The following is an 11,176-nucleotide window of genomic DNA, read 5'->3' on the forward strand; positions in this document are numbered from 1 at the left end:
TGAAATAAGCGTGAAAGCACGAGCGAGGCTATTCACAATGTGCAAATGATGGAAAAACACCGTACTGGTCTAATAAATCCAGTCTATTTAAATCCCAAAACCGTAAATACTTTCCATGTCCTCAAACACTCGCCCAATCCAGTCACCGCCCACGATCATGCTATGCGGACCGGCCATGGCATTCGGTTCGCAGCACCGAACAGTGCACGATCTGCCCGGGCTCGCAGCTTTTTTCACCGCCCAAGGTTTGCCAAACGACCCCACCATGTTGGGGATGGATCGTTTCTACGCAGCAATACCAGAAGAGACGGTCTGGTCATTAGCGACAACGGCAATCACATCAAGCCTAGCGGCGGCAGGACTGGCCGGCGGCGATATCGACACTCTGATCCTGTGCGGCACGGCGCTGACCGGGCCAATCGAGGAAACGACTCCTGCCATTAGGTTAATGATGCACTCGGTAGGGCTTAGGCCAACGCAAGTGACTGGTGTCACTTATGGACGGTGCACTAGTCTAATGGCGGGCATACGTATGGCCTGCGGGCTGGTAGCAGCGGGAATGGACAAGCGTGTGCTAGTCGTCACCTCAGACCTGTATCGCAACGATGACGAGCGCCTGCAACCATTCGCTCTGTTTTCCGATGGCGCGGCAGCCTGTGTGATTGGCTCATCAAAAGGCGAAGCCGGGCCAAGCTACAAGATCCGCGCGATCGCCGCGCACAGCGCCCCGGATACCTTTGACATCGCCGCCCGTATCGCACCCGGAATGGTACGGGCCGTTAATCAAAAGTTAGAGCACGACTCCGGCTCGGCGATAGCCGATCTGGCGGCGGTTCTGCCAAGTAATGTATTCCAGCCCATCGCCTTCGCCACAGAAGCGCAAGGCGGTGCCCCAGTCGGGGCTTTATTTCTTGAAAATATTGCAATCAGAGCCCATTGTTTTGCGGCCGACCCTATCATCAACCTAATCGATCTTGAAGCCCACAACCCGCTTGCGCGCGGAGATCGGATACTGATCGGGGCGACGGTGCCGGGCCAACGGATTTGCGCGATTGCCGAGGTTGTATAACATGCTCGACCGAGTCCAGAACGCCCCCTTTCCAAAGGTTGCTCAAGGGACTGCTGCCGCCATTTTGGCGCACGTTCCCGCAACCGCACCGGAGGAACTATGGCCGGCGATTTTGTCCGACGCCGAGCGCCGACGAGCGCAGGCATTCCATAATCCCATCGCAAAGGCTGAATTCTGCTGCGCTCGTACGCTCCTGCGATTTTGGCTCTCGTCGATATTGAATATTTCACCATTGGAGGTACCGATCCGTATAGGCCCGCATGGCGCACCTATACTGGCACCACCATACCACCACCTCAAATTCAACCTGTCGCATGCGGCCGGCAAAGTTATGCTGGCCGTTGCAGATGGAGGAATGATCGGTGTCGATCTAGAAGTGCTCGAACCGTGCGATACATCGCTGGATTTGGCACGTATGGTTATGCCGGACAGGGAGGTAGCGCTGCTTACACGGCTACATGGCTCTGCGCGGATGCACGCATTCGTGCGCCTCTGGACACGCCGCGAGGCGGTGCTGAAATACCGTGGCTGCGGCTTCGCAGGTAATGACCGGGCATTGAGTATGCTCGGTCGCCGGAACGATCCGGTATTGCATGAAGGCTGTGAAATGGGACTGGTCTGGTGTATCGCTAGCTCACCGGACATTTGGGTCGCCCCCATCAGGACGCTTGTTTTAAACGAATTACATTAGAAAAGGAGTGTTTTTCATGATTGCAGTCATCTTTGAAGTTGAACCGGCCGAGGGCCGCCGCGACACCTATATAGAACTCGCCGCCGTATTACGCGAAGATTTGACCGAGTTCGATGGGTTCATCTCGATTGAACGTTTCGAGAGCTTAACCACTCCAGGGAAGATACTGTCGCTGTCGTTTTGGCGAGACGAAGAAGCGGTAGGGCGCTGGCGCTGCCATACCCCACATCGAGGTGTGCAGAGCCAAGGTCGCAATGGTGTTTTCAAGAATTATCGCCTGCGTGTAGCCGGCGTCATCCGCGATTATGGAATGACTGATCGCGCGCAGGCCCCTCAGGATTCGAGAACCATTCACGACGGCGCAGCGTCGTTTGACCTCTTAACCAGAACATGAACCATAACACTATCGCACCCCTTCAAACCTTTCGGCAATCGATTTTACTGACTGGAGGTTGGCTATGACGCAACCTACGCTACTGACCGAGCTCGACGGCGTCGCTATCACCCAAACCACGGGAGATAGCGAAAACGTGGTTGTCACGACAATTGGAATCATCTCTGACACTGATGCTCTGGGGCATACGCCAAATAGGCTCGCGCTAGAAGTCAACCACCAAATCGAAGAAGTTCGCGGCGAAAAAAACATTAAACTTCCGCAGGATTACTGGATGTAACGCAGGAAACGAAAAAAATGTTCGTGATTGGGAGGGCTGTGGTCACGGCGCCCCCCCTTTTCTTTATCTTTCGTACACGCGAAACGAACTCCTCTATTTCATCGTTTGAGATTACTCCTACCAGCAGGAGCTAGCGGGGAAAGAGGTATTCATTTAAGTCCAGCAGACATCCCAGACTATCTGACCGATTCCTATCGGTTGTAGTCAGCAGTGGTGTAAAAATCGGAACTAAATGAGAACATTCTTCAAGATTAAAGTCAGTTGGACTTCCAGCTATGAACAACCATATAATGCAATCTAATTGATCACCTTCAAGTGCGTTTGGCGGTGATTGCAATCGGTCGAGCCACGCTTCGAAGCCGAAGGGTTTCATAGATTGAACGATAATGAAACCATGAAAACATTTGCTTCACAGCAAATCTGATCGACGACAGATCAAGAACGGAAATATTGAGATTGAGCACTGTACGTGAAAATCCTCTTATCGGGATTAGGTGTTTTTAGCGCAGAATTAACGTGCAGATTGAAGCAATGAGAAACAGGGACCAAATTGAAGAGTGATAATTATTGCATCCCCAAATTCAATAACTAACTACCATTCTTACGGGCTATCACACCATTTCCAGACTGGAAAATTAGTAAGGCAAGACCGATAAAAAATAGATACAACACATTTGGCTCTGGAATATCAACAAGTTTCCAACGTTCTGGAACGCTATTGCTATCGATTGCGCCGCCAATAGTTGCACTGTCATCAAACACTGATACTTCGTGTAACCCGCTTAGAACACCTTCGTTTCGTACGTAAAAGTCATCACCGCACTTACAACCAAATTTGAAGTTACTTAAAAAAAGGTTGGGTGAAACATCCGGCAAAACATTGATATCAAATAATTGTTCCGCTGGATTCCAGCCGAACACGTCTAATTTTAATCCGCGACCGCCTACCCAATTTGAGATTGTTGAGTCAACAAAATATGGTCGTCCGTAACGATCGTACGCATAATTTCCGTCAAAGTATGCTTGAACATTATCAATGTTATTAACAAACTCTCCACTCATATTGCCTGTGAAAGTTCCATGAATGACATGGTTATTTGAGAATGTATAGGAATATTCAAAAATATTGGCGTACGCAGAAATAGAGATAAAAACGGCACTTGAGATTATTAATTTTAGTATTTTTTTCATAGGTTTTTTTTGAATTTGCATAACTATAAATTGAAGGGAATTCAGTTCGACTGAAACCGAACTTTAAAATTCTGAAGAAAATAGGAGTTTTTAGCTCAATATCTTTAGCTATCGCTCTAGTGGAAAATGTAGAAGACGTTGCATTGAAGTTTCCGCTGAAAATTATAGTTTGCCAAACTAAGTCACTATAAATTATTTTTTAGCTCTCAGAAAATAATAATCTCAAATTAGCAGATACACACTAGCTCGTACTAACCTGATCAAATCTAGCAACTCTAAAAAAGAATTTTTCTGTACAGGAGTGGCTGACTAAAACAGGTCATCAAAGTTAGCAAATATTTTTCCACTGAGGACTTCAATCGTTCAGCGCCAACCGGTTTTATAGTATTCGAAAGAATCCTGTAATACACCATCGCTATCTAAAAAAATTATTTTTATTTGGAATTAATTTGGCAAAAATTGTATTCCAGTCCGAGAAACTAATTCGGCATAGCTAATCGGTTTCTCTGGTCTTGCTTGGTCTGCATTCTCAATCCAATGCGCCCATGACCGCCCGGTAGTGGGATCATAGACGAGCTTAAATAAGTAATCCGGTACCCATACCCTCCCAGAGTCAACCGTCTTTGGTGCCGAACTAAAAACAGGCCCAGTCATCACAAAAACGTCCCCTTGCGCGCGCATGACATATTTACGCGTGGCCGTTTCAATTGAGTTCCACGCCTTTCTATTATTGAGCGGTGCCTGCGGCACCATGTTCGACAAAGAAAAACTTTGTGCCATCGCATCAGCAGTAGCCATGTCCCCTGCTGGTGCCATGTGACCCCGATCGTAGCCAGAATGTTTATAGTCATCTAGTTCGGCTCTCTCCGCAGTAGGTAATCGTGCGTCGGCATAAAACTTCGTAGAGCGTTGGTTGTTTTTTGCCGCAAGCAACATATCTTTGTTCAGTCTCTCTACTACATACAAAGGGGTACGACTTCTCCCCGAATGCATGACAGCAAAGGATGAGAAACAAAGATCTCGCAATTGAAGAGATGCCTGATTAGACACAATGGGAATCTGACCGTGAGGAAAGAATTGTCGGCACTCAGCAAATTCCTTTGCTTCGACCTGCGTGAAAATAGTAACAACCAATGAGAGCGCAAATAGATTTTTCTTGAGCACGGCAATACCAAGGAATGAATAATTTTAAAAGAGTTTTCCAAGAGTATCACCGCGACATCAAAGGAGAACTAATTCATTGTTTGCAGTGATCTAAGAATTAGTGAGTTCTCTGAAAATACAGTTTCACAAAATCTGTAATGAACAGGCGATCCTTCGGCTTCATTTGACTCAAATACGTTGCCACAACTTCCGCCTCCGTAGATGTGGCCGGCGCTCGCTCATCTAAGAGATCGGATATGGAAATGCGCAAGGTATCCGACACCAATTCCAGCATAGCAAGAGAGGGCGAGTGAAGCCCTCGCTCCAGACGGGAAATCGTCTCGACCTCTACTTGAACTTGAGCGCTCAATTGCTCTTGAGTCAGGCCTAATGCTTTGCGTTTAGAGGCTACGTTTTTACCGATTCGAGAAATCAGTTTTGAGGGTTTTCGTTTATTCACGACCAAATTTGTTGATAGTTAAGTCAACAAATATGGTCTTCCCTTTACGTTGCGTTAAGAAGGATGTAATCTGTCGATTTTTAGATAGACAATTAATATCTATAAAATTAAGATGTTGCACGTTTAGCGACGCTTTACTAGCAGATTTGTCCTCATTAGTTTTATAAATTTATCGAGCTTTACGTTACGCGTACTAACAGGAGAATTCCTTGGATCACATTGAATGCCCGCACTGCCACAAACAAGGCACACCCAATATCTGGCACTACCAGCCATTTATGCTGAGAAGCTTTCGTTATATGAAAACCCAACATATTTGTCGGTTTTGTGGTGCAGTGATGTACGAAACGGGTGGCCAGGTACGGATTTTGGGGTGGGTATTCCTGGCATTCCTTGCCTACCTGTTTGGCCGGCTGGCACTGCAGTTCCTGTTGCCAAATGCGGATTGGGCATCTACCGGGCTTGTGTCTCCTTTTTTTAAAGCAGTCTCTCTTTGGCTAGTTGGCTATGGCATCTACAAGATCGTGAAATTTGTACGCAGTAAGCTTCGATAAATGCGCATAGGCAATAATCAGTGCTGATGAACAACCGCAAGAATAAACGCCAGATCGGTGCACGACAGAGCCATGTCAAATCTAGATGGCGACAGGCGGACAAAGAATGGTTTGCTCTACTACCTGTCGGTAGGGAGTTCGGTAGTCCAGACTATGACAGGCCGTGGGGCATGGACAATGCGCCTTCGACCGAATGGTGACAAAACAAGCAAGTCCCTCGTTTGGATGAAACAGTTGAACCTGCGATGACGACTAACGAGACTAACAACATTGATTAACCTAGAAGATTTCTCCAGCTTAAGAAACTTCATCATGATCCGACTGTATTGACTATTCATGCTCGCTACTCACCTTATTGATCGACATCGCCAATCGAGTTTCGCTGAACCCGGTCAAACATTTTGGTCTACGGTAGATTTTGCGTTCTCCGTGCCTTATTTCTTAATTAGCTATGAAGCACAAGAAGTACCGGTACTGGCGGGTTACACCAAGCTGATGTGGGAGGTAGACGATGTTATCCGCTTGTGCGATGAGATCTCTCAACATCCATTGACCACACTACGACAAGTGGCAATAATCTGCCCAGAGCGCCTAGCAAAAAGCTCAGGCTGGCAAATGTTTAATTTAGCCAAGATTGATCTGGTCAAACTGCGATCGAATGCTAAATACTTGTATTTATTTACGACCACGGACGGACGGCAATTGTTTAATCATAAAACGCGTGCAGATCTGAAGAACTTTGACGTGGAATACACGTTGTTAAGAGTCGAGATCTGAATTTCTTGACTAAGCGACGCTCGCACTCCGTCCGTCGTATTGTTAAGGAGCGTCTTGATGAGCCGCAGTCATCGTAAGGTCCCCATTATTGGCCATGCGGTTTGCTCCAGAGAGCGGCAGGACAAGCGATGGCACCGGCGCTGGCGTGCCGGCGAGCGCACGCAACTGACGGGTGCATCAACAGAAACTCTTAGTGCCTATCTGCCTCTTCTTGAAAATGAAGTCAGTAATACTTCGTTAATGGGTAAAGATGGTCGTTTCTATTGGTCGAAATCGAGTCAAATCGTGGTGGCAAATCGTATCGCTGGTTGCAAGGGGCGTACTCCAGAAGAGCAGGCGTCTATACGAACGCGTCTGCTACGTAAGTGGGCAAGTAAATGAGAACAGCTCGCTTTTTTAAAAAAGAGGTGTGAGTTGAAGATATCCAGAGTAGGGAAATTTCGGCAACGAACATACACTCGACCCGAAAAACCGGTGCTGCTTGTGCAGAGCGATGCTGAGCGAAGCGCGAGGATTGAACGAGCCATGGCGTATTTGCAATCCACTCGCAAAGCGTTTGCGGAGAGAGGGTTGTTAGGCGAAAACAGGTTGCATGGAGAGCAGGCTGGGGGAGTGTTGGCTGGGCCGATCAGAAAATAGTCTGAAGACATGGATAATGTATGTGCTTTAGCGTTTGATGTCCCCCCAGTTGGTCAATATTGAGTCAGCGTCAACATTATTTGTCCTGTACACGTTAATTTCATCGCATTATTTAGTCATCCGTTACAAACTCAATGCTTCGATGCACGAAGTAATATCCGTCAATCCAGCATTTTTTTTTATTACGCCAGCACGATTCCGTATTGACTCCAAGTGTATTGGTGTATTTTTTCGTGAAGGAAAAACAAATCGCGGCAGATCAGGTTCAAACTTGCCCCAGTCATCAATAATAAAGCCTAGATACCATGCGAGATGGTTGGTTGCGTTTGAGCAAATACCGTTTTCAAATACCTTTGGAACCAACAGACCGTCGTGAGCTTGATTTCTACATTTGTCTAAAACATGCTGTACAACGCCAAACACCGTCATCAAAACAATAGTTCGATCCCTCGCCAAACAAAATCGATGTCCTCGCGCATGGGAGGCGTTCTTGATCTGCAGGTCAAACTCCTCAAAAAACAATACCGTCTCTTCCACGGTATAGATACCTTCTGCAATAGGGATTGTTGCATCAACTGCCTTCCCTTCAGTAATTCCTACCGTTTTCTTGACAATATTTTTTGAAAGTTGCCCCCCGACCTTGAAGGTAATCTCGAATATTAGCGATCTCGTCTCTATTAGTTCGATAACGGAAGCGACACAGAGATTCTCTGATTGCACGGTAAAACCAGTATGGCAGATCCGGCTGATCAATCAGAACAGCTGATTCACTCAACCCAGCATCTCTACTGATACGTGTAAATCTCTCCGGCCAATCCTCCGTCAGAAACAATGACATGCACACAACCTCGTGGCGGCATCGCAATGGCATGTTTTCAAAAGGTGGGCGAAACTGATTAACCAGATTTTCATCAAAATCTGTACTTTCTGATTTCATTGCTTGAATTAACCTTTTGCCCATTCGGGATCGAACCAGCAAGCTTAAAATTTGACGCCAACCTTCAAAAAAATGGAATGAATAATTATGAGGGCCAGTGTCAAATGAGAGCAAATAGCCATCATTAAAATCTCTTAATAGTTTCTCCAGAAGTGAAGTATTCAAATGGGGATTTGAGTGATAGTTCACGCCCTCAGTTTGTGCCAAGTCAAAGCCACAGTGATCGCATAGAACAGCAGATCTCTTCGAGCGACTTCCAAAATTTTCATAAAAACTACCAATGACCGGCATACCGCATTCAGCACAGTGGTCACTCAAAATCATTTTATGCTTGGGACAAATGGTGCAAAAAGCCAGGCGCCATTGAATACGAAAATAGGGAATGGGGTCCGTCTTGAGACATTCAGCACAAAACGGCAACGCTGTTTTAACTTTACTTCGTAAATTACTCGGAGCCGGCAACAGAAAGTTGCCCCACCCCACCCTGGGTAAAGCCTTAAAAATTTTTCCCTGATATTTCTTAAGCGTCATTAACTCAATCGCCGCGACGCTACACCCTGTTTTATCGGCTAGGTATTGAATAAGTGCAGTGTTAGGAGCCCTGTCAATATCAGGTTCAATAGTGAACTGCTTTAATTCCCGGAGAGCTAAAAGTAGCTCTCTCAATGAGATGCCGTGACCCAGTGCCACACGACGTAGGTAGGAAGACAATAATTCGTCTTCGAGCGGGGGGATACGAATTGGCCAAATCATTTGAGTATTGGTACGAAATAAGCTACCAATCGGCACGATAAATAAGCCATTGATTGGCATTTTAAAAAATCACTGAATCTGTTAAAAGTCTATTTAGCCATCATTAGTTTATGCAGAGTGTCGTTGGCATGCACGAAAAACCGAAGTCTAATCGAAACGCACACACGCCAAATATGCCATCGATTGGTAAAGAAATGATTTCTTTTGACTAGGGAGTGCATGGCAAGAAAAAAAGTGGATTGCCGTCATTGAAGTTTTGCTTCGACTGCACGCATCGTGCCCATAGCCGTCATTGGATTTTTGAAAAGCAGACAGTCAGTTCGCTGGATAGCAAGCCACGAAATTATTTGTATTCAAGCTAAGTTGATCGGCACGGTTGCGTGTCGCTATCGAACGATCCGTTAGCTACAGAATCATTTACTTGCCAAACCGTTTGACGACGCTGAAATAGCAGGTTACACATATGACACCGCTGGTTCGGAAGTCCGTAACTTCTCTTTATTGCCGCGTCCTCATCAACACGTCCATAATAAATTTCCGAAATACCCGGTGTAGCAGAGGCAATCGCACGATGTCCGCAATTATCGCAAACTATAGCCTCAACATGTACACGATAAAGAATGCCTTCGACACATAAAAGTTCATAGAAATGCACTCCCCCCACGTAAATCCCAACGCGGATAATATCTCTGGATACTTCTCGTTCCGATTAACTTTACTTGCTAGAAGTTCGGGAACGGGTAACTTGTGACCATCAAATTCCATAGCCATTAAAAGCGTCTCCCAGCCGATCAATCTTGGGACGTAAAGTAGTTGCCCATCGACCTGATGTGTTTGGATCTGCGGATCGTCTATCTTCATAAACGTGCTAACTCTTGAGTTCAGCCGGCGCCACAGGCGATCCGCTGCAACGATGAGTTAGGCTGCTTGATGAACAAGGACGCATAACACACCGTAACCCTAATTGAAAAAGATGACTGATTGTAAAGCTGGTCGTTGGAGTTGGCAATGATGAAACCGAAGGGTAGTAGTTTAGTCCGAATTAAACGAACGGTTGGGCTGAGGCGAGTAGGCATAGTATGGCTTCACTATGCGCTCGTTTTGAATTTGGAAACAGCGCCAATTAAGATTTCGACATTTATCTTAGAGCCAATTTTGTGCCTCATATGTTTGAGTTCATCAGCTACCGATTGAATCTCGCTCTGTTTTGGCTGCAAAGGAGCTAGATTTGCTGCTAGAGCAGGGATGATTTTGCGCTCCATAAAGCGACCTCCCGCTAGTGCGATTTGCCATGTAATAAGTGATATGCCTAAGATCACGAACGTCACGAGTACGATGCCATCTTCGTCGGGCAGTACCGAGTGCATTATCGATGGCCCCAAAACTAGCAATGCCAGTGCACCGAAGATAGATAAAGCGATCTCTTTATCTATGTGGGTGGCGGAAAACCGCTTCTCGACCTTGGGTGATAGTTGAATGAAGGCTTGCCGTATCTGCGCATGGCGCTCCTCTTTGGTTAGTAAGTGCGGAGCATTTCTTATCCTTTCCTCGAGCTTTGTTCGTTCTCGGAATACTTCTTCAAGGTTCGGATACGTTTTTTGCGTCAATTCGTCCAGAGGCAAATCATCCTTTGAAATGGAAGCATATTTGGTCGGTTCAGTCTGAGATTTTGTTTTGCATACTTGGCATGTTCGTTGGTAGCCAACTAGTTCGCCTTCGCCAAAACTGATGTAATAAAGATGACCAACTGATCCAACGCGCTGGATTAAGAAAGAGCGTTGATCTCTGCAAATTGAACAGAAATCTGCTACGTGGCCAAGCTTAGTAAATACGGCTTTTCGCCCCCAGAAAATGAACATGGTTTTTCGCTTTAATAAAGGTTTTCGGAAACGATCGCTATGTTTTCTTGAGGAGCCTAACGTATAGCTACCCGGATCAACGGCTTCATCGTTGATTCCGAGTTGAGCGGGAAGTTGGACATAATACTCACGCCTCACGCAGGCGATCGACATAGCGCTCCGCCCACCCTTTCAGCATGTCATCCTCACGATCGTCCTCATAAATTCGAATTACCTCACGGCGCAATTCATCACAAATTGGACTACTCGCGTCAACATAGATACCCACAACTTGAATGGCCTCGACACGCGCCAAGTCGTACTCGTCTAAGTCTCGCAAAACATCAAGGAGCAGTGTATGCGTCCGACAGTCCCACCTAGACGATCAGCAAACAACCGATTTTGCCCGCAGCGGCAACAATTCATCAATACGATTATTTTTACAGGTAG

Annotated in this window: 14 protein-coding genes; 7 read left to right on the top strand and 7 right to left on the bottom strand. The window is 46.3% G+C overall.

Features of this window, described 5'->3' with window-relative positions; translation table 11 throughout:
• Nucleotides 1-175 precede the first annotated feature (175 nt).
• From AAKU61_RS22750 to AAKU61_RS22765, 4 genes are all read left to right on the top strand, one after another.
• Nucleotides 176-1,069 carry a beta-ketoacyl-[acyl-carrier-protein] synthase family protein gene (locus AAKU61_RS22750; protein ID WP_503012648.1) on the top strand — a complete coding sequence of 298 codons (894 nt, stop codon included), beginning with the start codon at nt 176-178 and terminating at the stop codon, nt 1,067-1,069.
• 355 nt (nt 1,070-1,424) lie between these two features.
• The gene (locus AAKU61_RS22755) at nt 1,425-1,760 is read left to right on the top strand and encodes a 4'-phosphopantetheinyl transferase family protein (RefSeq protein WP_503012662.1); all 336 of its coding nucleotides are present in this window, start codon (nt 1,425-1,427) and stop codon (nt 1,758-1,760) included.
• Nucleotides 1,761-1,776: 16 nt separating this feature from the next.
• Entirely contained in the window at nt 1,777-2,154 is a 378-nt protein-coding gene (locus AAKU61_RS22760; RefSeq protein WP_503012649.1) for an antibiotic biosynthesis monooxygenase family protein, read from the top strand.
• Nucleotides 2,155-2,218: 64 nt separating this feature from the next.
• Complete coding sequence (locus tag AAKU61_RS22765; RefSeq protein WP_503012650.1) at nt 2,219-2,434, top strand: hypothetical protein; 216 nt, start codon at nt 2,219-2,221, stop codon at nt 2,432-2,434.
• 588 nt (nt 2,435-3,022) lie between these two features.
• Here AAKU61_RS22765 and AAKU61_RS22770 read toward each other — a convergent pair.
• The 3 genes from AAKU61_RS22770 to AAKU61_RS22780 all read right to left on the bottom strand — a co-directional run bounded on the left by AAKU61_RS22770 (nt 3,023) and on the right by AAKU61_RS22780 (nt 5,228).
• The gene (locus AAKU61_RS22770; RefSeq protein WP_503012651.1) at nt 3,023-3,625 is read right to left on the bottom strand and encodes a hypothetical protein; all 603 of its coding nucleotides are present in this window, start codon (nt 3,623-3,625) and stop codon (nt 3,023-3,025) included.
• Between the two features lie 444 nt (nt 3,626-4,069).
• Complete coding sequence (locus AAKU61_RS22775; RefSeq protein WP_503012652.1) at nt 4,070-4,789, bottom strand: DNA/RNA non-specific endonuclease; 720 nt, start codon at nt 4,787-4,789, stop codon at nt 4,070-4,072.
• Between the two features lie 97 nt (nt 4,790-4,886).
• Nucleotides 4,887-5,228 carry a helix-turn-helix domain-containing protein gene (locus AAKU61_RS22780; RefSeq protein WP_503012653.1) on the bottom strand — a complete coding sequence of 114 codons (342 nt, stop codon included), beginning with the start codon at nt 5,226-5,228 and terminating at the stop codon, nt 4,887-4,889.
• A gap of 209 nt (nt 5,229-5,437) precedes the next feature.
• On the opposite strand from AAKU61_RS22780, the gene AAKU61_RS22785 reads away from it, so the two are divergent.
• The 3 genes from AAKU61_RS22785 to AAKU61_RS22795 all read left to right on the top strand — a co-directional run bounded on the left by AAKU61_RS22785 (nt 5,438) and on the right by AAKU61_RS22795 (nt 6,940).
• Nucleotides 5,438-5,782, top strand: coding sequence for a hypothetical protein (locus tag AAKU61_RS22785; RefSeq protein WP_503012654.1), 345 nt, complete (start codon nt 5,438-5,440; stop codon nt 5,780-5,782).
• A 336-nt stretch (nt 5,783-6,118) separates the two neighbouring features.
• Nucleotides 6,119-6,559, top strand: a complete 441-nt coding sequence (locus tag AAKU61_RS22790) for a hypothetical protein (protein ID WP_503012655.1) — start codon at nt 6,119-6,121, stop codon at nt 6,557-6,559.
• A gap of 57 nt (nt 6,560-6,616) precedes the next feature.
• Entirely contained in the window at nt 6,617-6,940 is a 324-nt protein-coding gene (locus AAKU61_RS22795) for a hypothetical protein (protein ID WP_503012656.1), read from the top strand.
• Between the two features lie 381 nt (nt 6,941-7,321).
• Here AAKU61_RS22795 and AAKU61_RS22800 read toward each other — a convergent pair whose 3' ends face one another.
• From AAKU61_RS22800 to AAKU61_RS22815, 4 genes are all read right to left on the bottom strand, one after another.
• The gene (locus AAKU61_RS22800) at nt 7,322-7,735 is read right to left on the bottom strand and encodes a hypothetical protein (RefSeq protein ID WP_503012657.1); all 414 of its coding nucleotides are present in this window, start codon (nt 7,733-7,735) and stop codon (nt 7,322-7,324) included.
• Between the two features lie 49 nt (nt 7,736-7,784).
• Nucleotides 7,785-8,948: a TniQ family protein gene (locus AAKU61_RS22805; RefSeq protein WP_503012658.1), complete on the bottom strand. Its 1,164-nt coding sequence runs from the start codon at nt 8,946-8,948 to the stop codon at nt 7,785-7,787.
• Between the two features lie 1,028 nt (nt 8,949-9,976).
• Entirely contained in the window at nt 9,977-10,900 is a 924-nt protein-coding gene (locus AAKU61_RS22810) for a hypothetical protein (protein ID WP_503012659.1), read from the bottom strand.
• A complete protein-coding gene (locus tag AAKU61_RS22815; protein ID WP_503012660.1) occupies nt 10,875-11,042 on the bottom strand; it encodes a hypothetical protein in 168 nt (55 codons plus the stop codon). Before AAKU61_RS22815 ends, AAKU61_RS22810 begins: the two co-directional genes overlap by 26 nt.
• Nucleotides 11,043-11,176 lie beyond the last annotated feature (134 nt).

It is taken from the genome of Undibacterium sp. GrIS 1.2 (assembly GCF_040544435.1).
Lineage (GTDB): Bacteria > Pseudomonadota > Gammaproteobacteria > Burkholderiales > Burkholderiaceae_D > Undibacterium.

What these genes read in the sequence shown, in the direction of transcription:
- AAKU61_RS22770 (WP_503012651.1), bottom strand. Translation starts at nt 3,625, where the DNA reads ATGAAAAAAATACTAAAATTAATAATCTCAAGTGCCGTTTTTATCTCT.
- AAKU61_RS22755 (WP_503012662.1), top strand. Translation starts at nt 1,425, where the DNA reads ATGATCGGTGTCGATCTAGAAGTGCTCGAACCGTGCGATACATCGCTG.
- AAKU61_RS22805 (WP_503012658.1), bottom strand. Translation starts at nt 8,948, where the DNA reads ATGCCAATCAATGGCTTATTTATCGTGCCGATTGGTAGCTTATTTCGT.
- AAKU61_RS22760 (WP_503012649.1), top strand. Translation starts at nt 1,777, where the DNA reads ATGATTGCAGTCATCTTTGAAGTTGAACCGGCCGAGGGCCGCCGCGAC.
- AAKU61_RS22765 (WP_503012650.1), top strand. Translation starts at nt 2,219, where the DNA reads ATGACGCAACCTACGCTACTGACCGAGCTCGACGGCGTCGCTATCACC.
- AAKU61_RS22810 (WP_503012659.1), bottom strand. Translation starts at nt 10,900, where the DNA reads ATGTCGATCGCCTGCGTGAGGCGTGAGTATTATGTCCAACTTCCCGCT.
- AAKU61_RS22795 (WP_503012656.1), top strand. Translation starts at nt 6,617, where the DNA reads ATGAGCCGCAGTCATCGTAAGGTCCCCATTATTGGCCATGCGGTTTGC.
- AAKU61_RS22790 (WP_503012655.1), top strand. Translation starts at nt 6,119, where the DNA reads ATGCTCGCTACTCACCTTATTGATCGACATCGCCAATCGAGTTTCGCT.
- AAKU61_RS22750 (WP_503012648.1), top strand. Translation starts at nt 176, where the DNA reads ATGGCATTCGGTTCGCAGCACCGAACAGTGCACGATCTGCCCGGGCTC.